Origin of the sequence: Dongia sp., from assembly GCF_041918875.1 — a bacterium.
In the GTDB taxonomy this organism is placed as follows: domain Bacteria; phylum Pseudomonadota; class Alphaproteobacteria; order Dongiales; family Dongiaceae; genus Dongia.
The window spans coordinates 118,388-141,754 of record NZ_JAYRUV010000010.1 but is presented as its reverse complement, the minus strand read 5'-3'; the positions used below and the strand labels follow the sequence as shown (position 1 = coordinate 141,754).

The following is a 23,367-nucleotide window of genomic DNA, read 5'->3' as shown; positions in this document are numbered from 1 at the left end:
GCATCAGCGATAGGGGTCCGCCGCGTCGCGCAGGCCGTCGCCGAGGAAGTTGAACGCCAGCACCACGACGATGACCGGCAGGATCGGCAGCATCAGCCACGGATAGAGCGCCACCACGTTGATGTTCTGCGCCTCGTTGAGCAGCACGCCCCAGGAAGTGATCGGCGGCCGGATGCCGAGCCCGAGGAAGGAGAGCGCCGTTTCGCCCAGGATCATGCCGGGAATGGCAAGCGTCGCCGAAGCGATGAGATGGCTCATGAAGCTCGGCATCAGATGGCGGAAGATGATGCGGCCCGGCGAAGCGCCCATCAATTGCGCGGCGACGCAGAAATCCTCCTCACGCAGGGAGAGGAGTCGCGAGCGCACGGCGCGCGCTAGGCCCGTCCAGTCGATGAGCCCCAGGATGATGGTGATGCCGAAATAGACCAGCATCGGCGACCAGGTGACCGGCAGGATCGCCGCCAGCGCCAGCCACAGCGGCAGATGCGGGATGGAACGGATGATCTCGATCGAGCGCTGCAGCAGATCGTCGACCCAGCCGCCGTAATAGCCGGCAAGCCCGCCGAAGGTCATCCCCAGGATGAAGCTGACCGCCACACCGAAGAGGCCGATGGTGAGCGAGATGCGCATGCCGTAGAGAATGCGCGAGAGCATGTCGCGGCCCAGCCGGTCGGAACCCAGCAGAAAGAGCGGCGTATCATTGTCGGGCGGACAGAAGAGATGCGTATCGCCCTCGACAAGGCCCCAGAATTTGTACGTGTCGCCCGCGCAGAAGAAGCGGATCGGCCGCGGATCGATCACATTCTCCGTGTAGATGCGCTGCAGATTCTCCATGTCGAGCTTGTAGTCGAGCGCATAGACGAAGGGGCCGACGAATTCGCCCTGATGCGTCCAGTGCACCTCCTGCGGCGGGGCATAGATATAGTCGACATTGCGCGCATGCTGCCCGTAGGGCGCCAGGAACTCGACGAACAGGATGGCCAGGTACATGACCGCCAGCACCAGGCCGGCAACGACCGCCACCTTGTGGCGCCGGAAGCGCAGCCACATCATGCGCCATTGCGACGCCATGTAAATCTTCTCCAGCGCCGGGTTGACGCTGTCGATGGCGTAAGGGTCGAAGGGCGCCTGGCTGACGAAATGCGTCAGGCCGCCGCCATTGCCGGGAGCGGTCATCTCTCAACTCCTGCGCCGAGGCGGATTCTGGGATCGAGCAGCGCCAGCAGCACGTCGGAGATGAAGATGCCGATCACGGTGAGGAATGCCATGAACATGAGGAACGATCCGGCCAGATACATGTCCTGCGACCGCAGCGCCGAGAGCAGCATCGGCCCGGTAATGGGAAGCGACATCACGACCGATACGATGACCGAGCCGGAAATGAGTTCGGGCAGCAGCGAACCGATATCGGCGATGAAGGGATTGAGCGAGATGCGCAGCGGATAGCGCAGCAGCAAGGTCATCGGCGCCAGGCCCTTGGCGCGTCCCGTCGTCACATACTGCTTGTTGAGTTCGTCCAGCAGATTGGCGCGCAGGCGCCGGATCATGCCGGCGGTCCCCGGCAGGCCGATGACCAGCACCGGCACCCACATATGTTCGACGACGCTCATGATCTTGGCCAGCGACCAGGGCTGGCCGACATATTCCGCATCCATCATGCCGCCGATCGACGTGCCGAACCAGATGTTGGCGAAATAGAGCAGCACCAGGGCGATGAGAAAGCTGGGCGTCGCAAGCCCGATATAGCCGAGGAAAGTGAAAATATAGTCGAACACCGAATATTGATGCGTCGCCGAATAGACCGCGATCGGAAAGGACACGATCCACACGAACAGGATCGATGCCAGCGACACGATGACGGTCAGCATCAGCCGGTCGCCCACCACTTCGGAGACCGGCAGGTTATGCTCGAACGAATAGCCGAGATCGCCGAAAACGAGGCCGCCGCTCTGATGCTCCAACCCGTCCCAGCGCCCGAACATCCAATGCAGGTACTGCACATGGATCGGCTCGTCGAGGCCGTAGGTCTTCCGGAGGAAGTCCATCTTGTCCTGGTCCATGTTCTCGCCGCGCGCCTGCAGCTCGGCCATCATGGTTTCGAGGAAGTCGCCGGGCGGCGCCTGGATGATGGCGAACACCAGCATGCTGATGACCAGCAGGGTCGGGACCATGACCAGCACGCGCTGAATGAGATAGCGAAGCATTGTGCTGGGTCCTATTGCAGCCGGCTCTCGACCGGGCTGAGATCCTTGGGGTTTTCCTGCCAGAACGTGTCGGGCTTATAGAGGCCGAAATGGCCGCCCGGTTCCCACGACCAGATGCCGTTCTGGGGTACATTGTGGAAACCCGTGGCAACGACGACGGGCTGGGGGATGTTGGCGACCGTGCCGATCGAATAGACCTGCTCGGACCAGAGCTGCAGAATTTCGCCCCAGATCGCGCCCCGTGCCGTCTCGTCGGTCGATTCACGCCACGCCTTGAGGAGGTCGGCCAGTTTCTGCGCCTCGGCCAAGTCGATGGGCGACCCGTTCATGCCGCCGGTTTCGATATATTGCCCCCATTTCGGCCACATCAGCTGCTGCTGCGTCGAGGGTGCGAACTCCTGCGGGCTCATTTCGGGGGTCGGCAGGCCGTTATCGACACCGAAGAAGACCGACATGACGCTGTCGCCGGCAAAGATGCGTTCGCGGAACACTTCGCGCTGCGACGGCTTCACGAACATGTCTATGCCGATCTCGCGCCAATTGTCCTTGATCAGCTCCAGAATGTCGGATTCCTCGGTCGACTCGCCGGCCGTGTCGATGATGATGGTCATGCGCCTTCCGTCGGGCAGCAGGCGGAAACCTTCATCGTCGCGCTGGGTGAGGCCCGCTTCGTCGAGCAGGCGATTGGCGGTCGATGTATCGTAGCTCGACCAGGCCGTCCGGTAATGCGGCTTGAAGAGCGGGCTCAAGGACTGGATCGTGTTGGCGCCTTCCTTGCCGAGTCCGTAATAGATCGCCTGGTTGATCTCGTGCCGGTCGATGCCCAGCGAAAGCGCGCGGCGGAAGCGGACATCGCGGTTGACCGCGCGCCAGCCCTCGTCGTTGCAGTTGAGGTTGGGGTAGAGCGCGAAATTGGAACCGCGACTGTCGTTCCACAGGCGCAGTGAGAAACGCCCGGCCTTCTCCGCCTGCTTGAGGAAAGTGTAATTGTCGAAGCGGATGTAGCGCGCCTGCAGATCGGCCTCGCCGGCGCCGGCCTTGGCCGGAATAAGCTTGCCTTCGGCGATGTCGAATACCACCTGATCGAGATAGGGAAGCTGCTGCCCCTTCCGATCGACGCGGTGGTAATAGGGGTTGCGCACGAAGACCAGGCGATCCGCCGGCGGCTTGATGCGCAGGACCCAGGGATCGAGGCTGGGCAGTTTCGGATTGTCGTTGCGATACTGGTTGCCGCGCCGGTTGAGGAGCGCGCCCCAGCTCGGCTGGCCACTATCCTTCACCGCCGCCTCGAGCTCCGCCGCGTCGGCGTACTTCGCGTGGAACTTCTTCAGGTATTTCGACGGCATGTAGATATAGAGCGGGCTTGCCGCCGCCAGCGCCGGCAGAAAGTCGGTATTGGGCTTCGACCAGCTGTAGCGGATGGTCGTCTCGTCGATCACCTCGACCTTCGGCGCCTCGCCCTCGACCAGCAGCGCGCGCGGCGGCCCGGCCGGCATCAATTCGGTATTGTTGGCGCAATCCTCCCACCAGAAGCGGAAATCCTCGGTGGTGAACGGTTTGCCGTTGGACCATTTATGGCCCTTGCGCAGGCGGAAAGTGAAGATTCGGCCCTCCTCAACCTCGTAACTCTCCAGGAGGTCGGGCACGATCTTGTAGTTGCGGTCATAGCCGACCAGCCGCGCATAGGAATAGGCGACCAGGATGCGGCTGTCCTTCGGACTGCCCATCAGCATGCGCATCTCGCCGCCTTGGCGGCCGATCTCGTCCATGCCGGCAATCGCCGGGTTTTCCGGCAGCCGCTCGGCCACCGGCGGCAGCTCGCCCTTGGCCTCGTCCTCGGCGAAGTAGGCGGGGCTGATGAAGGTGCCGACCTCCGCCGCCTGAACGGCCGGCGCAACCAGCAGGGATGCGGCGGTCAGGAATGCCGTCAGCAGGCGGTTCGTCATGCGGCGATGCTCCGGATCGAAAGGGCGGCGCGCACCCAATGCCCGTTGCCGATATCGACCAGGGTCGGCTGATTGTCGGCATCGATGGTGAAGGGCGCCGGCCAAGCAGCGGGCAGCGACGTCTTCTCTTCCATGACTTTCTTGAAATCGAGCGGACATTCGAGGGACGGATTGGGCACGGCCGCCAGCAGCGCCCTGGTATAGGGATGCACCGGATTGCGGAACAGCTCATGCGTCGGCGCCAGTTCCACGACACGGCCAGCGCACATCACCATGATGCGGTCGGCGACATAGTCGACCACGGCCAGATTGTGCGAAATGAAGATGTAGGTGAGGCCCAGCTTCGCCTTCAAATCCTTCAGCAGGTTGAGAATCTGCGCCTGGATCGAAACGTCGAGCGCCGAGACCGGCTCGTCGCAGATGATGAGGTCGGGCCTCAGCGCCAAGGCGCGCGCGATGCCGATACGCTGGCGCTGGCCGCCCGAAAAGCTGTGCGGATAGCGTCTGAGGTGGCGGATATCGAGCCCCACCAGCGCCATCAGTTCCTTCACCATTTCCTTGCGCGTCTCCGCCGTGCCGACATTGTGGATCACCAGAGGCTCGCTGATGATGTCGAATACGGTCATGCGCGGATTCAAGGAACCGATCGGATCCTGGAAGACGAACTGCACGCGCTTGCGGTACTCGGCAAGATCGTTGCCGCCCATATGCCGCACATCGATCGAGCGGCCGCGGTCGTTATAGCGGATCTCGCCGGTATCGGCCGAAATGGCCTTCATGATGATCTTGGACAAGGTGGTCTTGCCGCAGCCGGATTCGCCGACCAGCCCCAGGCACTCGCCGCGCCGCACCTCGAAGCTGACATCCGAGACAGCCATGACCGATTTCTGCGCCTGCATCGACCACAGGCCGCTCTTGCGGATGGTGAAGCCCTTCGAAACGCCGCTCACGCTGAGGAGCGGCCCGGCCTCGTCGGCACCCTGCGGCCAGGGCTGCTTTTCGGCAAAGAGCGGGCCGGCCTCGCTCCTGATCTCGCGGATCGGGACCAATCGTTCGTCGTCGCGCATGCCGAAGCGCGGCACCGCGTTCAGCAGGGCCTTGAGATAGGGGTGTTCCGGCGTGCTGAAAATATCCGCGACCGGGCCGGATTCCATCACTTCGCCCTGGTACATCACGACGACTTCGTCGGCGATATTGGCGACGACCCCCAGATCGTGGGTGATCATCAGCATGGCCATGCCGAGTTCCGACTGCAGGTCGGCCATCAGTTTGAGGATCTGCGCCTGGATGGTGACGTCGAGCGCCGTGGTCGGTTCGTCGGCGATGAGAAGTGCCGGCTTGCACACCAGCGCCATGGCGATCATCGCGCGCTGGCGAAGGCCCCCGGAAAGCTCGAACGGATATATCTTGAGTGCCCGCTCCGGATCCGGGAAACCGACCGCGCGCAACATGGCGACGACGCGCTCGCGCCCTTCCGCGTCGCCAAGCTTGGAATGAAGGTGCAGCGCCTCGCAGATCTGATGGCCCACGGTGTGGACCGGCGAGAGCGAGGTCATCGGCTCCTGGAAGATGATGGATATCGACCCGCCGCGGATGGAACGCATTTCCGGACCGTCGCGGTCCAGCTTGGCGATGTCGACGATACCGCCCTTCTGGCCCCAATCGTTGCCGCTGCCGGCGCGCCGGTCGAACAGGATCTCACCCGTGCGGATGCGCGCCACTTTGGGGAGCAGGCCCATGATCGCCTGCGCGCAGACCGATTTGCCGGAACCGGATTCGCCCACCAGCGCCACCGTCTTGCCGGCCGGCACGCGGAAGCTGGCACCGCGCACCGCCTGGACCGAGCCGCCCTCCAGGGCAAACTCGACGGCAAGGTTGCGTACTGTCAGCAGGTCGGTCATGCCGGCACCTCGATGCCCAGCGACAGCAGGTTATGCGCCGTATAGGCGTCGACCAGGACGCCGTTTTCCTTGGCGGCATGGGCGGCCTTGGTCACCAGGCTCTGGAAATGCGGCAGGTCTGAATCGACGCTGATGCTGCCCCCGTTCTCAGATTTCAGCTTGAGCGTCATCCAGCCCCCCTTATTGCGCCCGAAGACGGATCGTACCGCGTAAAAGCGCAAACTCAACCCTTTGAGGTCCTTCCAGGGGATGAAACGGCCCGCCCAGGGCCCTGAACGGATGCCTTCTTCACTGACTGTGATGCGCGTCACATGCCGATTGGCGGCATTGGCGGTGACGACCGCGAAGAAGGCGGCAAGGGCGATGAAGAACCAGAAAATGCCGCTGCCCGATTCGGTCTTGGACAGAACCAGGACGGCGGCGGCCAGGCCCAGAATGCCAAGAAGATAATCCTTAACGACCGCCGACAGCGGATACCGGAACTCAAGCATGGAACGCGAAACCCCTAACCCCGACTGACCCGTTCTTACGGGAGCCACAACGATGGAGGATCGAGGAAAAGGTCCAGCTCCCCTCGCCGGGCGAGCCAATCTTGCAGGTTCTCAAGGAATCGCCAAGTGGCGGTATCGTGAACGAGATGGTGGGTGAGGATGCCGGTGGGGATTTCCACAGCGCACGTCCCGTTTCGCCGCGCCGCGAGATGCGCCGCCAGCCGGCCCAGGGCCACCCCTTCGCCCACGAAGCCCCGGCTGCCGCGCCAATCAATGACGTCGATCTGGGTATTGATTTCAACGATGCCGGGAATTGCGGTTCCGCGCCGGCCATAGGGCAGTTCGTCGAAGCGGGTCAGGCCCCGAAGCCCAAGCCGCGGCAGCAGCGGCAGCGCCGCGTCGGCAATGCGGTTCCAAGGGGGGGTCAGGACCGGCAGGAATCTTGGCCCGAAGGCCGACCGCAGGACGCCCCGCCCCATTTGGAGGGCAAGCTCCATCTCGGCAAGGTCGCGCGTCGCCGGAAACTCGGATTTCTTGTCGCCAGATGCCGCATGGTTAAGATGGCCCACGCCATGCTGCAGCACGCTGGCAAGCCGCCAATCGCCGATATAGGCCCCAAGATCGTCGGCCAGCGGTGCAGCCGGCGCCATCGGGATCACGGCCAGGGCCAGCGGCACCCCGGCGAGGCGGCGCAATTCCGCCAGGGCCGGCGTCACCGCGACGGCGTCGTCGTCCCGCCACCACAAGGTCGGGCGCGCCCGCGACTTGCGCCACAGATCGCATTCGCGCGCCAGATCGTCCCAGCCGGCCCGCGGCAGCTCAGCCATGGCCGGCCGCCGCCTGCTTCTTGGCCAGGGCCGACAAGGTGATCTGGGCCGAATGCCTTGCGCCGTCGAGATCGAGATCGATCGGCAGGGCGCCCTTCTGCGCGCGCCGCGTCAGCGTGGCCGCGAGCAGGGCGGGGTCCAGGTTGGTCGAGTCCAGCATGTCGAGCGCCCCGCGCTCGGCCAGCAATTCGGCCCGCAATCGCTGCTCGCTCTCCTGTCCCTCGGCAAAGGGCACGATGACGGCGGGAACCTTCAGCGCCAGCAATTCCATGACCGTGTTGTAGCCGCCCTGGCTGAGCGAGACATGGCAATTGGCCAGCAACTCCGTGAAATCGGCCCGGAACCGGTCGACGACGATGCTGGGATCGATCGCCGCCGCCTTCCGCAGGACCGCGAAATCGGCCTCGGGCAGATTGCGCCCGGCAACGAACCGCCAGACCCGGTCCTTGAGGCCGGAGAGCCGCCGCGCCGCCAGGGCCGCGGCGAACAGCGGCCATCCCACGGCCCCGCCGCCGGCCGAGACCAGCACCTCGCCGCCGCTGCGATCGGCGGAAGGCACCGCCTTCGGTTTCTCGATCACATAGCCCGTGTAATGCAGCCGGTCGGCAATCGCCGCGGCGCGCGGAAAGGTGCGCTCGAACGGCACCAGGCGCGGATCGCCATGGACCAGCACCAGGTCGAAATAGCGCCGCACCAGATCGGCCGCTTCCATCACCCGGTCGTCGCGCCCCTTATCGACCAGGATATCGCGGACCGAGCTTGCGACCAGCAGCTTGGCATTCTGTGCCCAGTAAAGCAGCGGCAGCAATTCGAAGCGGAACTGGCGTCGTCCGAAGGGATACATCTCGATCACCAGCGCATCCGGCTTGAAGGCCGCCGCCTCCTTCAGCAGCAGGGCGCGCCGGCGGTCCTTCCAATCGCTGTCGATGATATGGCCGGAATCGTCGAGAAGGGCCGAGAAGGTCGCATCGGCGGCAAGACAGGGCGGCAATTGCCGCACCGCGACCGGCCCGAATTCGATGTCGGCCACGGGGATGCCGCCGCTGAGGACCAGCACCTCGGCGCCCGCTTCCGCATAGGCGCGCGCCAGCGCCGCCGCCCGGCGCAGATGGCCGATGCCCAGCAGGTGCTGCACATAAAGGGCAATGCGCGGCGCCTCAGACATGAACGCCCGCCAGATCGATATTGAGTGCCACCACCGTGGGATTGCCGCCGGCATCCAGGCCGAACAGATGCGCGCGGCCGTCCTTCAGCTTCGCCGGCGGTTTCTCCAGCATCTGCCAGCCGGTGGCCAACGCATAGAGCGCGCGCTGCACCGCCTTGTGGCTGACCAGCACCGCGTTCCGCTTCTCATCCGCCAGGCGCGCCAGCAACGGCATCAGGCGCTGCTGCACCTCGCGCGGGCTTTCGCCGTTGGGGGCGCGGAAATCGAGGCCCATCGCCTCGCGGCTTTCCGCGTCCGACCCTGGCATTTCGCGCAAGGCGGCGAGATTCTGTCCTTCCCAATCGCCGAAACTCATCTCGCGCAAGGCCGGTTCGATCTCGGCCGTGACGTTCGGAAAAAGAATGGCCGCCGTCTCGCGCGCGCGGACAAGCGGACTGGTCAGCACCCGCCAGCCATGCCATTCCGCCGGCACCTGCCAACTGGCCGCGACGATCCGCCCTTGCGCCCCGAGGCCGATATCGGTGCGGCCCTGCAGGCGTTTCTCGGCATTCCACTGCGTTGGGGCATGGCGGAGGATGGCGCAGCGCACGGTCACGCCACCACCTTCTCGATGACCGTTTTCAAGGTCGCGGCGGCGGCCTCGATATCGTGGAACTTGCGCGCATGGGCGGCGGCGGCCATGCGTACCGGCGCCAGGTCCCGTTCCAGCGCGAAATCGACGTCGGCGGCAAAGGCCGTGGTATCGCCCGGCGCAGACAGCCAGCCGGTCTCGCCATCGGCCACCATCGCCGGCACCCCGCCCGAAGCCCCGGCGATGACCGGCGTGCCGCAGGCCTGTGCCTCCAGGAGCGCCATGCCGAACGCCTCGTTGATCGCCGGCCAGACGAAGAGATCGGCGCTGGCGTAGATTTCCGGCAGCTCATGGGCGGGCTTCTGCCCCAGCCAGGCCGTGCGCTTCTTCACCATGGCGAAAGCATGCTCGATTTCAGCCCGCACCGGCCCGTCGCCGACGATGATCAGCTGATAGGCCCGCGTCACATGCCGCAGCGCTTCTGCGAGCGCATGATAGGAGGCCAGCTTGTCGCCCTTCCTCATCATCGCCACGGTGAGCAGCCAGGGCATGTCGGGGTCGAGATTGTAATGCTGCGACAGCTTGAAGCGCCCCAGCGCCCGGTCGGGCCCATGCGGATCGGTGCCGAGGAACGCCTTGAGGTCCAGAAAAGGCGGCAGGTCGATGAGCCGCTTGCCGGCGACGATGCCGCCCAGGCATTCCTTGTCCGAAGGGTTGAGGCAGAAGACGGCCGCCGCCTGCTTGATCGCTTCCTCGGCCATCGCGTGGGAAAAGGCGAAGGGGCCGGTGGCACGTTTGGGCGCATGGCTCGCTTCCGCCGCGATATAGGGAATGTCGAGTGCCTTGGCCACGCGCGGCCCGATCCAATCGACCGCCTTGTAATAGAGATGATAGGTGAACCAGACCCGCGGCCGTTCCGCCTTGGGGAGTTTCCGGTACTTGGCAATGAGCTTGTCGGCGATGCCGTGGCCCCTGGCAGCAAGCCGCCGTTGCTCGGCTTCGGTATCGCCCGAAAGCCGCGCCCGAAACCGGCTGGCCAGGACCGGCGTGATCCCGGCCCGGCGGAAAGCGGCCAGCAATAGCCGCCCCACAGTCCGGTCACCGGAGGGATCGGGATGATCCGGCGCCTTCAACGGCGCATAAAACGCGATTTTCATGCGCCGGATGGTGCCGGGGGACGCGGCAAGGGTCCAGGAAAAAGTGATGTCGGCAGTGCCATCGCCTAACGATCCAGTTGCTTGGTGAGAGCGTCAGCAACAAATCCGTCTGGATCAGAGAAAAATTCGGCGAGGGATCTGAAATGTGGCGTGGCTCGGTAATTGATCTCGGCAATACCGGAAGCCGTCAAATGCAGCAGCGTGGAGCCGGGCAACGCCATCAGCAGCGGCGAATGCGTGGCGAGGATAATTTGAACCCGTCCCGATCCGGCCCACTCGTTGATCAATCTCATCAGATTTATCTGTCGCGAAGGCGACAGAGCACTTTCGGGTTCGTCAAGAAGATAGAGGGCTTGGCGACTCCCCCTCAAGCGGTGCTCAAATAAAGCAAGAAATGACTCGCCGTGGCTTTGTCGATGCAGGTGGCGCTCGCCATAGAGCACCCGCATAGCCGGCCATTCCGCCGCCAGTTCTTCAACATAGCTAGCGAGATTTATGTAGTTGTCGGCCCGGAAGAAGAAGCCCTGCGATACCTTCGGCAACCATGAAGCCCGCAGATGCCGTGCAAAGCCCGATGGCTCCGCGTCGGGCGCCCGATAGGCGTAGTCGCGACTACCGCCCCCTGCATGAAACCCGGCAAGTTCGGCAAGGGCTTCAAGCAACGTCGATTTACCAGTGGCATTCTCGCCAACCAGAATGGTCACGGCGTTGGTGAAGATCAGTTCGAATTCTGGATTTCTGAAGATGGGCAGCGTAAAGGGATAGGTTTCCGCAGACGGCTCTTCACCGCGCCGACGAATGGACCGAAGAAACGGAGCTTTGAGTGCGCTCGAACGATCTGCCGTATTCCTACTCAATGCCATTGCGTGATCCGGCCCTTCCCTTGCCGAGATTCAGTCGATCTCAACTCTTGTCGTCCGTTTTCCTCGATCCGAGGAGCCCAAGCCTTGGGCCGCACGAAAGCCGAGAGGCGCAGCTCTTCCAGTTGGGCTGGAAATCAGTCGCTCTGTTCGGGGATGCCGACGACATTTCCCCCTCCTTGGAAGAAATCGCGATGATCGACCTGACCATTTCCGGGTCGTGCGCGCAACGGACAATTATCGTTCCCAAGCAACTCGGCACGGTCTTTTCATTCGATCATCGCTATTCTCTTTTTGTCCGATCTGGGCATTACGTCGATTTGTCCGACCTACGCAGGCTACTTGATTGGCGATCCATATCTGTCGACTCTCCATCGACCCATCCCGATTTGAGCCTCGGACGTCTACTCGGCTATAGCGACTACGATTGCCTGACATTTACCATAGCTCTTGCACGGCAGATGATGCGGCATCAACGCAAACAGTCGCCCGGTCCTCAATAGAGCGGAGGCACACCTGCTTTGATACCGCAATCCGAACAATAGGCTCCATACAGACCACCATGTGGTCCGCCGCAAACTATGCATCTGAAGGTCGGACTCCTTGCAGCCATCATGACGTCTGTTGGCCCGCCTGGAACGATCGTCGCATCGGGCTTAAGCCCATTCTTTTCTTGGAAGCTTTTGATGCCGTGATAGAGCTCGGCATCCGGATGTGGGTTGCTTGGCTGCCTAGGATAGTTACCGCTCAAGTAAAGCAGCTCTTTTACCCGTACTACGTCACGCGGGTGACTGAACAACTCAGGTCCTAGTGAATTCTTTAATCCTAGTGTTTTTTGGGAATCACCCTTCGCCATTTGGCATCTTCTCAGTTTGTCGCAATTCTTATTTACCACAAAATACGTAAGTTGTCAATATGTTCCTCATTCTCTTATCCCGCAATGGCAGCAGAAAGAAGAGGCTTTTGTATTAACTAAATGATTTCACTAATATTTGAATCGGCTTGCCAGATCGTTGATACCTGTTTCCATCGTAAAAAGCGTACGCAAACGATAGAATCCGGCATTGGCTAGTTTCTGTCGCCGCCTAGGGTCGTCGATGAGAGACCGCATGGCGCCGGCAAGGGCCGCCGCATCTTCCGGCGGCACCAGCAGGCCGGTCTCGCCGTCCTTGATGAGTTCGGGAATGCCGGAGATGTTCGTGGCGATGCAGGCCAAACGCTGGCTTTGCGCTTCCATCAGCACATTGGGGAGGCCGTCGCGGTCGCCATCGGCGGCGATCTGGGCTGCCAGCACGAAGATGTCGGCGGCGCGATAGGCCGCGAGCACCCGCTCCTGCGGCAGGGCGCCCAGCCATAGGACGCGATCGCCGATTGCGAGCCGTTCGGCCAGCGCCTTCAGCTCTCCATCCAGCGGCCCGCCACCGATATGCGTCAGGCGCCAGTCGCAATCCTTGGGCAGCAGCGCCAGCGCCTGGAGCAGCGTCGGATACCCCTTCTTCTCCACGAGGCGCCCGACCGAGAGAATCTGGACCGGATTGCCGGGGGTATGTGTCGGCGGTTCCGGAAAGCGGCGGAAATCGAGGCCGTGATAGACCAGGGCTACCTTCTGGGGCCGGTCGCTCAAGGATTGAAGATGCGCGTGGCCGCTGGCGGTGCAGGTCACCAGCCAGTCGAGGCTCGCAAGCTTCTCGCGCTTGTCCCAGTCGGCTGAGGTCCAGATATCCTTGGCATGGGCCGAGCAAGACCACGGCGTGCCAGCGATGAGATGGGCGTAATAGGCGACCGAGGCCGGCGTGTGCAGGAAATGCGCATGCAGCCGCACCACATCGGCCGGCATCTCGGCCACCAGCACGCAGGCCTGGCCGAAGCGCCGGCCGCGATTGGGCGTGGGATCGCGCATGAAGTCCTTCAGCCACTGCCGGAAGGCGCGTCCGAAGCCGGGTGATTTCAGGGCCCTGAGCAGCCCCCGCATGACCCGCCCGGGTTCCTGGTAGAGATATTCCGGCAGGTAGGTGACCTTCGCCTTGATCTCGTCATGGACGGGGTGGCGGTACTTGTCTGTGGGAAAGCGCAGGCTCCATATCTCCAGCGGCAGCCCACGGCTCTCCAGGCCCAGAATCTCCTGGGCGATGAAGGTCTCGGAAAGGCGCGGATAGCCCTTCAGCAGGAAGATGATGCGGCCGGTCACTTCATCCCGTCATGTATTTCTCATTGTCATCCCCCGCGAAGGCGGGGGATCCACGACTTGCCTTCATCATGAAAATGCAAACTCGTGGATGGTCCGCCTTCGCGGACCATGACAATTGAAAGTGTGCCGGCATCAGCGCTTGCGTTGCGCTAGGCGCAGCGAGGCAGGGCGGCGGCCGCGTTCGAGGGCATGCTGGGCGAGGCGGTTGACATTGTTGAGCCCGTCGAGGAGGCCAGGCACGACGATTTCCGAGGGAAGCGATTGCTGCGGCAATTGCCGGAGTGCCGTCGCCATCTTCTTCCAGTCGCGGACACCGTCATCTTCCAGCATGGCGGCAAGGCCCAGTTCCTCGGCCTTGGCGGCGCGGATGAACTGTTCCATGCGCGGGCGCGTCCGCGGCACGATGAGGGCGCGCTTGTCGAAGGAGACGATCTCGCAGAAGGTATTGTAGCCGCCCATGGCGACGACGCCGATGGCGCGCGCCATGACATGCTCCATCTGCGCATCGAAGGTGATCGCCTCGACCATGTCGAGCTTGGCCGCGCGCAGCAGGAATTCCGCCTGCCGGTCGGAATGCATGAAGGGCCCCAGCACCAGGAGCGCCGGATAGGGCAGGCGTTTGTCGTTCTCGTAGGCGCGCAAGACCCAGTCGACCACATCCTCGCCATCGCCGCCGCCGCCGGTGGTGACCAGCAGATAGGGCGATTCGATCTTCTGCAGCGGCACCGGCAGGCCCGGGCCCTGCGGCAGCGAGCGGTGCAAATAGCCGGTATAGATCATCTTGCGCTGCACGGATTTGGGAAGGTCGATCCCTTCCAACGGCTCGCAGATCTGCGGCAGGCCGTAGATCCAGATGGCGTCGTAAAGGTCGCGGAGCGCCGGCAGCACATTCTTGCGGCGCCATTCCGGCACCAGGGCCGCCGGCTCGTCCATGATGTCGCGAAGACCCAGGACCAGATGGGTTCCGCGCTCTTTCAGCATTTCCAGCGTCTCGGTCACCTCGCCGCGCAGGCCCAGCGGTTCCTTGTCGACGATGAAGATGTCCGGATCGAATATTTCGGCCGTATGCTTGATGATCGAGGCCCTGAGCGCCAGCGTCTCTTCGGTGTCGATGAGGAGCGAAAGCGAGGTATAATCGCCCGAACGCAGCTTGATGACGCCGGGAATGCGCACGAAATCGACACGGGCGCGGAAGTTGAAGCTGCCGATGATGGGCGAGCCGGTCAGGATGATGACCGACATGTCCTTGTTCTGCTCGACCAGCCAATGGGCAATGGTCTGGCAGCGGCGCAAATGGCCGAGGCCGAACGTGTCATGCGAGTAAATTAGGACGCGGGCGCCCCTTGTCATGGCGTCTTCCATTTGCACGCGCCCCGATCCCCCCGAACGCCGCGCGCCTCAACCCATGGCACGCAATGCACTTGCCGGCGAAGTATGGCACAGGAGAAATGCCGCTCGAAAGGCAAAGTTTGGTGACTGCGCGCTAATGTCCACAATGCCCAAGGCATTGACATGTCGGGATAATTCGTTTCCATTGCGATTCAGGTCGGGGTTCGTTGGGTCACATTTCGGGGAAAAGCCGGCGTTATGGAGCCAAATCTCTTTAAATATATCTGGCGCCATTCCAAACGTGACCAGCGGGTCATCCTGGTCATCGTCGTCATCAGCCTGCTCGTCTACTTCGTCTCCCTAGACCTTCCCAAGCGAATCATCAATGACGCGATTCAAGGGAACGCCTTCAAGACGAGCGAGACGGCCAGCTTCCTGAAGGTCGAACTGCCCATCCCGGATTTCCTGGGCGGTCCGGTGACCCTGTTCGACGGCATTCCCCTGCCCCAGGTCGAATATCTGTTCGCGCTCTGCTTCTCCTATCTTTTTTTCGTCGTCCTCAACGGCTGGATGAAGCAGCTGGTCAATACCGAGAAGGGGCGCCTGGGCGAACGCATGCTGCGCCGCCTGCGCTTCGAGCTCTTTGACCGCGTCCTCCAGTTCCCGCTGCTGCATTTCCGCAAAGTGAAGCAGGCGGAAATCGCCACCATGATCAAGGACGAGGTGGAGCCCCTAGGCGGTTTCATCGGCGATGCCTTCATCACGCCGGCCTATCTTGGCGGCATGGCGCTGACGGCCCTCTTCTTCGTCTTCATCCAGAATTTCTATATGGGCCTCATCACCATCTCGATGCTGCTGGTGCAGTTCATTCTGATACCAAGACTGCGAGTCAAGATCCTGCAGCTGGGCAAGCAGCGCCAGATCACCGCGCGCCAGCTCGCCGGGCGCATTGCCGAGAGCGTGGATGGCGCTATCGAGATTCACGCCAACGACACATCCAATTTCGAGCGCGCCGACATCGCCAATCGGCTCGGCAAGATCTTCCAGATCCGCTTCGAACTCTATAAGCGCAAGTTCCTCGTCAAATACATCAACAACATGCTGGCCCAGACGACGCCGTTTCTCTATTTCGTCATCGGCGGCTATTTCGCGCTCAAGGGCCAGTTCGATGTCGGCACGCTGTTTGCCGCCATCAACGCCTACAAGGATCTGCCCTCGCCGATCAAGGAACTGATCGATTGGGACCAGCAGCGCCAGGACGTGCAGATCAAGTACGATCAGGTGATCGAGCAGTTCACCCCGCCCGGCATGCTGGATCCGCGCCTGCAGCAGCTCGATGGCGAAAACGGTATCGACCCGGCGCCCCTTTCCATCGAGCGCGTCACCTATATCGACGAAAGCGGCGCGCCGCTGGTAGAGGACGTGTCGCTCGATCTCGCCCCAGGGGAACATGTCGCCTTCGTCGGCGCCAATAACAGCGGCAAGGAAGCCCTGGCCGGCCTGATGGCAAGGCTGGTGCGGCCGACCTCCGGCAAGATCCGCTATGGCCTGCGCGATCTGGCCGAGCTGCCAGAGACCATCACCGGCCGGCGTTTTGCCTATCTCGGCGACGAGACCTATCTGCTGCCCGTCTCGCTCGAGGAGAATCTGCTCTACGGCCTCAAGCACCGGCCCATGCGCGAAGCCACCTATGACGCCGCCCATCTCGCCGCCCATGAGCGGCGCCTTTACGAAACCAGGCGCGCCGGCAACCCGACCTACGACGTCAATGCCGATTGGATCGATTACGAGGGCGCCGGCGTTACCGACCGGCCGGCACTGGAAGTGCGCCTGCGCGAGCTCCTGGTCGCGGTCGAATTCGAGGATGATGTCTACCAGTTCGGCCTCCGGGGCCGCATCGATCCGAAAAATCACAACGGCCTCGCCGAGGAATTCCTGAAGGCCCGCGCCGCCGTGCGCGAACGCCTGGCCGAACCGCAGCTGGCTTCCCTGGTCGAGCCTTTCGACCCCGCGCGCTACAATCGCAACATGACGGTCGCCGAAAATGTGCTGTTCGGCACGGCGCTCGATGCCGCATTCGCGCCGGAAGCCCTGGCCACCAACGCGCATCTTTCCGCCGGGCTGTCCGCGGCCGGAATTACCGGCGATCTCATCGCGCTTGGCCAGCAGATCGCCACGACCATGGTCGAACTGTTCGCCGACCTGCCGGCGGGCCATCCCTTCTTCGAACAGTTCAGCTTCATCTCGGCCGAAGATCTGCCGCTGTTCCAGCAGCTCATCACGAGGCTGCAGCGCACCGGGCTCGATGCCGCCAATGCCGAGGATAAGCGCCGCCTGATCGCCCTCACCTTCCCCTATATCGAGGCGCGGCATCGCTTGGGGCTCATCGACGATACGCTCGAAGGCAAGCTCCTGAAGGCACGCTCGCTTTTCCGCGAAACCTTGCCGAAATCTCTCTCCGCCTCGATCGAGTTCTACGACCCCGCGCGCTACAACACCGCCGCGACCGTGCAGGACAACATCCTGTTCGGCCGACTGGTCTATGGCCAGGCCCAGGCCGCCCAGAAGATCGGCGCCGTCCTGTCGGAAGTGATCGACGGCCTGGCCCTGCGGCCGCAGGTGATTGCCGTCGGCCTCACCTTCAATGTCGGGGCGGCGGGCAAGAAACTGTCCTTCGCGCAGCGCCAGAAGGCTGGCCTCGTCCGCGCCTTGGCGAAGCGCCCGCAGCTCGTCATCCTCAACAATACGATCTCCGCGTTCGACGAGGCCAGCCAGCGGCGCCTTCTCGCGGGCCTCCGCCAGGATCTAAAGGACGCGGCCCTGATCTTCGTCACCCATACGGCTGCCCTGGGACGCAATTTCGACCGTGTCGTCGTGATGGCCGGCGGCCGCATCGTCGAATCGGGGAAACCCACCGAGCTCGACCGGCCGAATTCGAAGTTCCAGGCGCTGCTGGCGGCGCCGGAAGGGTGATGGCGGAGGCTCCGAACCGGGGCCGGAAAGTAAATTTGTTGCTGGGCAAGGCCCGGGAAAGCTAGGCTTCCTGAAGGAAGTGCCGCTTTCCAGGCAGTTCTATCGGGATGGAAGCGATGAGTATTCAGGAAGATGTCGAGGCACTGAAGCGCATTCCGCTCTTTGCCAAGGTCGAGCCGGCCAAGCTCAAGCTGATGGCGTTCGCCAGCGAGCGGGCGCTATACCAGCCGGGCGACATTCTGTTTCACCAGGGCGATTCGGCCGATGCCGCCTACATCATCCTGAGCGGCGGCGCCGACATCCTGGTCGAAACGGCGGGCGGCCCGCTCAAGGTCGCCGACGCCGGGCCCGGCGCCTTCATCGGCGAAATCGGCATCCTGATGGATGTCCCCCGCACCGCGACCATCCGCGCCACCGAACAGGTGACCGTTCTCAAAATCACCAAGGAACTCTTCTTCCGCATGGTGACCGACTTCCCCTCGATCGGCATCGAGGTGATGCGCGTCCTCGCGCAGCGTATCGAGCATATGAACGTCCAATTGCGCGAAGCGGTGGCGGCCAGGAAGTGAATAGCGTCCCGATGCCCATTCCTTCCTCATCCCCAGTCCTTTCTCATCCCCGGGCATGACGCTATCTTGGATCGGGCGACGGAAACCATGAGCCGTCTCGACAGTTTCATCCGCCGCCTCGAAGCGCAGCGCGCCTGTTTGGCCGATGCCGCCGCGCGCACCGCCGGCCTCCGGGGCTGCATCCTGGAACTTGGTCTCGGCAACGGGCGCACCTTCGACCATCTGCGCGAAATCTGCCCGGGGCGCGACATCTATGTCTTCGACCGGCAGGTGGCGGCTCATCCGGATTGCATCCCCGCGCCCGAGCGCCTGTTCCTCGGCGACTTCGCCGTGACGCTGAAAGAGGCCAGGGCCCGGCTCGGTGCCGATGCGGTCCTCATCCATGTCGATCTGGGTAGCGGCGATGCCGCCGCCAGCCAGGCCCTCGCCGCGCGCATGGCGCCCGATATCGTGGCGTTGATGGCGCCCGGCGCCGTCCTGGTCGGCGATCAGCCGATGGGCCATCCGGCGCTCAAATCCCTGGCCTTGCCCGAACATGTGAAGCCGGGACGCTATTTCATGGCGGAAAAGCGGGCATGACGGACCGCCCGCCGGGACTGGGACGAAGCGAAGTTTTCGGCCCAATTTTCGCCACGAACGCTTAGCATGCTCACCGAACTGGACTGACCTGTATCGGAACCCTAGATGTACTCCCGTCGACACCCCGGTCGCTTCCTTGCCGCCCTCGCCTGTTTCCTCTTTCTCGCACAGGCGGCCCTGGCCAAGGTCGCAGACGACCGGATCGCCGTCCCGCGCGAACCCGGATCGCCGATGGGCGCCGTCGGCATGGTCCTGCATCTGGGCAATAATGGCGCGGCCATCGGCACCGGCTTTCTCGTCTCTCCCTGCCATGTGCTGACCGCCGCCCATGTCGTCGCGGAACCCGAGGGCATCAGCGCCGATCAGGTGATGCTGTTCTTCGCCGGCAGCGGCGAAATGGGCCCCGAATACAAGGAAGCGCGCTCCTTCGCGGCCCTCAGCCCGGCCCGCCCGGTGGTCTGGGGCGAAAGCCACGATTTCGACAGCGGTTCGACCGCCGACCGGCGCGCCGCCTGGCTCAAGGCCGGCTGGGACGATTGGGCGCTGCTGAAGCTTGACAATTGCCTGGGCGATGAAGGTTTCGGCTATCTGAAGCTGCTTCCCGTCACCACCAGTCAATGGGTGCAGAATGGCGGGGGCCGCCCGGCGGTGTCCGTGGGCCTGCCCGCCGATCATGACAATGACAGGCTGACGGTCGATCCCAAATGCACCTTGCTGGGCCAGGTGGACAGCACCGGCTGGCAGCACGATTGCACCACCCTGCCCGGGAATTCCGGCGGTCCGATCCTGGCCGCGAAGCCCGAGCCCGGCGAGGACTGGCCGCGCGTGCTGGCCATCACGGTCATCGGCAAGAACGAGCATTGGGAGGAATTTAAGCCCCAGATCGTCGATGCGGGGGCCCCGGATTATCTCGACCTGCTGCCGACCGCCGTGCCGGTTTCGGCCTTCCTGCCGCGGATCGCCCCCTATCTGCCCAAGGATCCGGTGATCGATCGCTATCTGGCGCAGTATCGGGAGATCGATCGCGGCTACGATATCGAAACCCCCAAGCCCGCCATCGCCGACCTGACCAAGGCATTGGAGGAGCGGCCGGGTTCCCCCTTGCTGCTGACGCGACGCGGGCTGTGGCTGGAGGTGGCCGAGGATCAGGCTGCGGCCCTGGTCGATTATTCAGCGGCGTTGCGCGCCGATCCCAATTTCGCGCCGGCCCTCTATGCCAGGGCGCTTCTGCGCGGTTACCGCAACGACAAGCTGCAGGGCGATGCCAAGGCATCCCAGGCGGATCTCGATCTGCTCATCCGCCGCTTCCCTGACAGCGCGCGCCTGCGCATCGCGCGCGGTTCGCTGCTCTATGGCAATTACGATTATCGCAGTGCGCTGGGCGACTACGATGCCGCCCTGAAACTCGATCCCGGCAATGTTTCGGCGCGCCTCACCCGCGCCAATGCCCGCGTCGAGCTTGGCGACATGGAGGGAGCCGGCGAGGATTACGACGCCGCCATCAAGGCGCGCCCCGACGCCGCCTATCTGCTGGTCGAGCGCGCCAATTATTATATGCGTGCCGGCCGCAGCGACGATGCCTTCGACGATATCGCCACGGCGCTCGAGATCGAACCCGACATGCCCTCGGCCGTCAGCGCCCGGGCCATCCTGCGTCTCGATCTTGGCGAAGCGGAAGCAGCGCTCGCCGATTCCAACCTTGCCATCGCGCTCGACAACAAGCCGTCCGGCGGCCGCATCGCCCTGCGCGGCACGATCCGCCACATCATGGGCGATCTTGAGGGCGCCATCGCCGATTATGCCGAGGCGGGCAAGCTCGACCCGACCGAGCCGTTCGACCCGCTTCTTCTCTATATCGCGCTCTGCGAAGCCGGCAGGCCGGAGGAAGGGAGGGAAGCGCTGCGCGCGCTGCTGAAACGCTGGCCGACCACCGAATGGCCGGCGCCGCTCGCCCTCTACCTTCTTGGCGAAAGCAGCGAGGCGGAGTTGAAGAAGGTGGCACTCACCGGCACCGAAATCCTGCGCAAATACCAGGATTTCGACTGGCACTTTTATCTCGGTGCCACGGCGATGAGCAAAGGCGACAAGAAGAAGGCGCGCGACTATTTCCAGCATGTCGTCGACACCGGCATGAGCCAGTTCCTGGAATATAACATCGCCCGCATCTACCTGGAGCGCCTCGGCGGCCAGGCCTATCTGAAGACGAACTGAGAGACGCCGCCTCGCGCCTTGGGACTCAGCCCTTGGGACTTAGGCGGAACCAGGTCACTTCGCCCGGCGTGAAGAGATCGCGCGCCTTCCGATACCAGAGCGGCGGGGCGTGGTCGCCGACGATGAGGATTTCCGTTGCGGGGGCGCCGGGGTCGGCATAGGCGGCGGCGATCGTCCGCAGCAGCTCGATCCAGGCATCGGTCATGAAGCAGACCTCGCGCTCGGGCAGGCGCGGATCGCGCTGCCGGCAATCGAGATGCCCATACCCTTCACCGCCGATCATCGGGACATGCGTGTTGAATGTCAGCAGATAGGTGAATTGCGGCTGCGTCGCGGCCTTCAGCCGGGCGGCGATGTCAACGACCAGCTTCGGGTCGCATACGCCGACAAAGACGTCGCCGCAGCGTTTCTCGCCCGGCTGCATCAGGTCCTCGCCGAAATGCGGCTCGGTGAAGCCGATATGCGGCCACCATTTGTCGCGCTCGAACATGTCGCGCGAAAATCCGTGATACCCGCTGGTGAGATATCCTTTTTCCGTCATGGCGAATGGCAGGCAGTCCGGCCGGCCGGCCCCCAGATAATCCATATAACTGTCGCGCGTCGCGCAGAATTCGCGCATCTCGGCCGAGGTCGTGCCGCCGATGAAACTGTTGGTCCCGCTGGTCACGGCATAGCGTTTCCCGATATCGGCTGAACGGATGGCCTCATCCAGCAGGCCCTGCATGGCCGGATCGGCGAAATGCCCCATCGCCTCGACGATGACCACCAGCATGTGCCGGCCGTTGGGCTGCTTCACCAGCTGCAGATAGCCCGATTTCTCCATGGCGGATTCGAACGGCCGTTCGGTCCCGACCTTCACCCACATGACCGAATCGCGCGGCGTGTTGAGCCAGATGTCGGCCGGCAGGGCGACGACACCCAGCAGCAGCATCGGCAAGGCGCGCGCGCGGCGCATGCGCGGGGCCTGCCGCACCAGCAGGTAGAACGTGCCGCCAAAGACCGCCACCAAAAGGACGATCAGCACGACATAGAGTTTCGAACTGAGGATATCGAGCTCGTTGATGAAGCGCAGCGCGAACATCGCCTCGGTCAGGGTGAGACCGAAAAGCTGTGTCGCGCAGAACATGATGTCGAAGACCAGCGCGCCCACGAAGGCCAGCACCACAAGCGGACCGGGCAGGAAGCGGATGCTGGTGGCGGCCAGCAGATAGAGGATGATCGGCAGGGTCCTGGGCGGCACCGAAATGCCGAACAGCGACAAGGCCGCGAAGGCGACGTTGGGCAGGATCAGCCCGACGATTACCAGCAGGATCGCGGGGCGCATGAGAAATCCGATCCAGCGTGCGGCCATCAGCGTTGCTCGAACCCCATCAGGACGTTGACCGTGTTGACGCCGAGCGCCTCCACCGCATAGCCGCCTTCCATCACGAACAGGGTGGGCAGGTCCGCCCAGGCGATGCGCTGGCCCAGGCGCTGGTAATCCGCCTCGGCCAGCTTGAAGCGCGAGATCGGATCGTGTTCGAACGTGTCGAGGCCCAGCGAGACGATCAGGGCCTCGGCGCCATATTGTTCGATCCGCTTCATGGCACGATCCAGCGCCGCCGAATAACCCTGCCAATCGGTCCCCCAGGGCAGCGGCAGGTTCATGTGATAGCCCTCGCCGGCCCCCGCCCCGATCTCGTCGGCATAGCCGATGAAATAGGGAAACTCCTGCTCCGGGTCGGCATGGAGCGAAATGGTGAGCACGTCGCCGCGTTCATAGAACATCTGTTGCGTGCCGTTGCCGTGATGATAGTCGACATCGAGGATGGCGATGCGCCTGGCGCCCTGGTCGCGGAAGGCTTGGGCTGCAATGCCGGCATTGTTGAGGAAGCAGTAGCCGCCATAGAAATCGCTGCCGGCATGGTGCCCCGGCGGCCGGCAGAGGGCGAAGGCCGACTTCTCGCCGGTCGCCACCAGCTTCTGCGCGGTCAAGGCCACGTTGGCCGAGGCGCGCACGGCGGCCCATGTGCCCGACATGATCGGCGTTCCCGCATCGATCGCGTAATAGCCGAGCTTGCCGTCGATGCAGTCCGAGAGACGCCGGCCCAGGGCTCCACGTGAAAGGCCGGGAACCGGCCAGACATGCGGCAATGCGTCGAAGGTGCGCCCCGTCGCCGCCCAATCGTCCCAGGCATTCTCCAGGAAGCGGACCAGCCCCTCGTCATGCACCTTGAGAATGGGTTCGAGGCCGAATTCCTGCGGCGCGATGATCTCGCCAAGCCCGGCCGAGCGCACCCGCCCGATCACGATATCGGCGCGGCTCGGGCTTTCATGGACCTTCATGAACTGCCCTTCGAGCAGTTCGTGCTTGCCGTCGTGCAACCGGTGATCCTCGCTATAGACCGTGCGCATGA

19 protein-coding genes are annotated in these 23,367 nt (G+C 63.4%); 5 read left to right on the top strand and 14 right to left on the bottom strand.

The annotated features are described in order from the left end of the window. Positions 1–3: 3 nt before the first annotated feature. The 10 genes from ACE3TY_RS12555 to ACE3TY_RS12510 form a co-directional block, all read right to left on the bottom strand. The gene (locus ACE3TY_RS12555; protein WP_374653382.1) at positions 4–1,176 is read right to left on the bottom strand and encodes an ABC transporter permease; all 1,173 of its coding nucleotides are present in this window, start codon (positions 1,174–1,176) and stop codon (positions 4–6) included. Continuing rightward, on the bottom strand, positions 1,173–2,204 hold the full coding sequence (locus ACE3TY_RS12550) for an ABC transporter permease (RefSeq protein WP_374653380.1): 1,032 nt from the start codon (positions 2,202–2,204) through the stop codon (positions 1,173–1,175). Before ACE3TY_RS12550 ends, ACE3TY_RS12555 begins: the two co-directional genes overlap by 4 nt. An 11-nt stretch (positions 2,205–2,215) precedes the next feature. After that, the gene (locus ACE3TY_RS12545; RefSeq protein WP_374653379.1) at positions 2,216–4,150 is read right to left on the bottom strand and encodes an ABC transporter substrate-binding protein; all 1,935 of its coding nucleotides are present in this window, start codon (positions 4,148–4,150) and stop codon (positions 2,216–2,218) included. Continuing rightward, positions 4,147–6,051 (bottom strand): dipeptide ABC transporter ATP-binding protein, encoded by a 1,905-nt coding sequence (locus tag ACE3TY_RS12540; RefSeq protein ID WP_374653378.1) that lies wholly within the window; start codon positions 6,049–6,051, stop codon positions 4,147–4,149. Before ACE3TY_RS12540 ends, ACE3TY_RS12545 begins: the two co-directional genes overlap by 4 nt. Beyond that, positions 6,048–6,542 carry a hypothetical protein gene (locus tag ACE3TY_RS12535; protein ID WP_374653377.1) on the bottom strand — a complete coding sequence of 165 codons (495 nt, stop codon included), beginning with the start codon at positions 6,540–6,542 and terminating at the stop codon, positions 6,048–6,050. The genes ACE3TY_RS12540 and ACE3TY_RS12535 overlap by 4 nt, the downstream gene beginning before the upstream one ends. Positions 6,543–6,577: 35 nt before the next feature. Beyond that, complete coding sequence (locus ACE3TY_RS12530) at positions 6,578–7,369, bottom strand: hypothetical protein (RefSeq protein WP_374653376.1); 792 nt, start codon at positions 7,367–7,369, stop codon at positions 6,578–6,580. Further along, positions 7,362–8,534 (bottom strand): glycosyltransferase family protein, encoded by a 1,173-nt coding sequence (locus ACE3TY_RS12525; protein ID WP_374653375.1) that lies wholly within the window; start codon positions 8,532–8,534, stop codon positions 7,362–7,364. Before ACE3TY_RS12525 ends, ACE3TY_RS12530 begins: the two co-directional genes overlap by 8 nt. Next, positions 8,527–9,129: a histidine phosphatase family protein gene (locus ACE3TY_RS12520; protein WP_374653374.1), complete on the bottom strand. Its 603-nt coding sequence runs from the start codon at positions 9,127–9,129 to the stop codon at positions 8,527–8,529. Before ACE3TY_RS12520 ends, ACE3TY_RS12525 begins: the two co-directional genes overlap by 8 nt. Then, complete coding sequence (locus ACE3TY_RS12515; RefSeq protein ID WP_374653373.1) at positions 9,126–10,262, bottom strand: glycosyltransferase family 4 protein; 1,137 nt, start codon at positions 10,260–10,262, stop codon at positions 9,126–9,128. The genes ACE3TY_RS12520 and ACE3TY_RS12515 overlap by 4 nt, the downstream gene beginning before the upstream one ends. A gap of 65 nt (positions 10,263–10,327) precedes the next feature. After that, positions 10,328–11,125 carry an AAA family ATPase gene (locus ACE3TY_RS12510; protein ID WP_374653372.1) on the bottom strand — a complete coding sequence of 266 codons (798 nt, stop codon included), beginning with the start codon at positions 11,123–11,125 and terminating at the stop codon, positions 10,328–10,330. A 47-nt stretch (positions 11,126–11,172) separates the two neighbouring features. Here ACE3TY_RS12510 and ACE3TY_RS12505 point away from each other — a divergent pair, with 47 nt between their 5' ends. After that, positions 11,173–11,625, top strand: a complete 453-nt coding sequence (locus ACE3TY_RS12505) for a hypothetical protein (protein WP_374653371.1) — start codon at positions 11,173–11,175, stop codon at positions 11,623–11,625. Between the two features lie 482 nt (positions 11,626–12,107). Here ACE3TY_RS12505 and ACE3TY_RS12500 read toward each other — a convergent pair whose 3' ends face one another. After that, positions 12,108–13,310, bottom strand: a complete 1,203-nt coding sequence (locus ACE3TY_RS12500; RefSeq protein WP_374653370.1) for a glycosyltransferase family 4 protein — start codon at positions 13,308–13,310, stop codon at positions 12,108–12,110. A 132-nt stretch (positions 13,311–13,442) separates the two neighbouring features. After that, positions 13,443–14,660, bottom strand: a complete 1,218-nt coding sequence (locus ACE3TY_RS12495; protein WP_374653369.1) for a glycosyltransferase family protein — start codon at positions 14,658–14,660, stop codon at positions 13,443–13,445. Between the two features lie 237 nt (positions 14,661–14,897). On the opposite strand from ACE3TY_RS12495, the gene ACE3TY_RS12490 reads away from it, so the two are divergent. The 4 genes from ACE3TY_RS12490 to ACE3TY_RS12475 all read left to right on the top strand — a co-directional run bounded on the left by ACE3TY_RS12490 (position 14,898) and on the right by ACE3TY_RS12475 (position 20,971). Then, positions 14,898–17,612 (top strand): ABC transporter transmembrane domain-containing protein, encoded by a 2,715-nt coding sequence (locus ACE3TY_RS12490; protein ID WP_374653368.1) that lies wholly within the window; start codon positions 14,898–14,900, stop codon positions 17,610–17,612. 116 nt (positions 17,613–17,728) lie between these two features. Then, positions 17,729–18,181 (top strand): cyclic nucleotide-binding domain-containing protein, encoded by a 453-nt coding sequence (locus ACE3TY_RS12485; protein ID WP_374653367.1) that lies wholly within the window; start codon positions 17,729–17,731, stop codon positions 18,179–18,181. Positions 18,182–18,268: 87 nt separating this feature from the next. After that, a complete protein-coding gene (locus tag ACE3TY_RS12480; protein ID WP_374653366.1) occupies positions 18,269–18,760 on the top strand; it encodes a class I SAM-dependent methyltransferase in 492 nt (163 codons plus the stop codon). A gap of 105 nt (positions 18,761–18,865) precedes the next feature. Continuing rightward, the gene (locus tag ACE3TY_RS12475) at positions 18,866–20,971 is read left to right on the top strand and encodes a tetratricopeptide repeat protein (RefSeq protein WP_374653365.1); all 2,106 of its coding nucleotides are present in this window, start codon (positions 18,866–18,868) and stop codon (positions 20,969–20,971) included. Positions 20,972–20,996: 25 nt separating this feature from the next. On the opposite strand, the gene ACE3TY_RS12470 is transcribed toward ACE3TY_RS12475, so the two are convergent. Then, on the bottom strand, positions 20,997–22,295 hold the full coding sequence (locus tag ACE3TY_RS12470) for a hypothetical protein (RefSeq protein ID WP_374653364.1): 1,299 nt from the start codon (positions 22,293–22,295) through the stop codon (positions 20,997–20,999). A 26-nt stretch (positions 22,296–22,321) separates the two neighbouring features. Next, positions 22,322–23,365: a histone deacetylase family protein gene (locus ACE3TY_RS12465; protein ID WP_374653363.1), complete on the bottom strand. Its 1,044-nt coding sequence runs from the start codon at positions 23,363–23,365 to the stop codon at positions 22,322–22,324. Between the last annotated feature and the right edge of the window lie 2 nt (positions 23,366–23,367).

What these genes read in the sequence shown, in the direction of transcription:
- ACE3TY_RS12530 (WP_374653376.1), bottom strand. Translation starts at nt 7,369, where the DNA reads ATGGCTGAGCTGCCGCGGGCCGGCTGGGACGATCTGGCGCGCGAATGC.
- ACE3TY_RS12540 (WP_374653378.1), bottom strand. Translation starts at nt 6,051, where the DNA reads ATGACCGACCTGCTGACAGTACGCAACCTTGCCGTCGAGTTTGCCCTG.
- ACE3TY_RS12465 (WP_374653363.1), bottom strand. Translation starts at nt 23,365, where the DNA reads ATGCGCACGGTCTATAGCGAGGATCACCGGTTGCACGACGGCAAGCAC.
- ACE3TY_RS12535 (WP_374653377.1), bottom strand. Translation starts at nt 6,542, where the DNA reads ATGCTTGAGTTCCGGTATCCGCTGTCGGCGGTCGTTAAGGATTATCTT.
- ACE3TY_RS12525 (WP_374653375.1), bottom strand. Translation starts at nt 8,534, where the DNA reads ATGTCTGAGGCGCCGCGCATTGCCCTTTATGTGCAGCACCTGCTGGGC.
- ACE3TY_RS12485 (WP_374653367.1), top strand. Translation starts at nt 17,729, where the DNA reads ATGAGTATTCAGGAAGATGTCGAGGCACTGAAGCGCATTCCGCTCTTT.
- ACE3TY_RS12510 (WP_374653372.1), bottom strand. Translation starts at nt 11,125, where the DNA reads ATGGCATTGAGTAGGAATACGGCAGATCGTTCGAGCGCACTCAAAGCT.
- ACE3TY_RS12475 (WP_374653365.1), top strand. Translation starts at nt 18,866, where the DNA reads ATGTACTCCCGTCGACACCCCGGTCGCTTCCTTGCCGCCCTCGCCTGT.
- ACE3TY_RS12515 (WP_374653373.1), bottom strand. Translation starts at nt 10,262, where the DNA reads ATGAAAATCGCGTTTTATGCGCCGTTGAAGGCGCCGGATCATCCCGAT.
- ACE3TY_RS12495 (WP_374653369.1), bottom strand. Translation starts at nt 14,660, where the DNA reads ATGACAAGGGGCGCCCGCGTCCTAATTTACTCGCATGACACGTTCGGC.
- ACE3TY_RS12555 (WP_374653382.1), bottom strand. Translation starts at nt 1,176, where the DNA reads ATGACCGCTCCCGGCAATGGCGGCGGCCTGACGCATTTCGTCAGCCAG.
- ACE3TY_RS12545 (WP_374653379.1), bottom strand. Translation starts at nt 4,150, where the DNA reads ATGACGAACCGCCTGCTGACGGCATTCCTGACCGCCGCATCCCTGCTG.
- ACE3TY_RS12480 (WP_374653366.1), top strand. Translation starts at nt 18,269, where the DNA reads ATGAGCCGTCTCGACAGTTTCATCCGCCGCCTCGAAGCGCAGCGCGCC.
- ACE3TY_RS12490 (WP_374653368.1), top strand. Translation starts at nt 14,898, where the DNA reads ATGGAGCCAAATCTCTTTAAATATATCTGGCGCCATTCCAAACGTGAC.
- ACE3TY_RS12550 (WP_374653380.1), bottom strand. Translation starts at nt 2,204, where the DNA reads ATGCTTCGCTATCTCATTCAGCGCGTGCTGGTCATGGTCCCGACCCTG.
- ACE3TY_RS12470 (WP_374653364.1), bottom strand. Translation starts at nt 22,295, where the DNA reads ATGCGCCCCGCGATCCTGCTGGTAATCGTCGGGCTGATCCTGCCCAAC.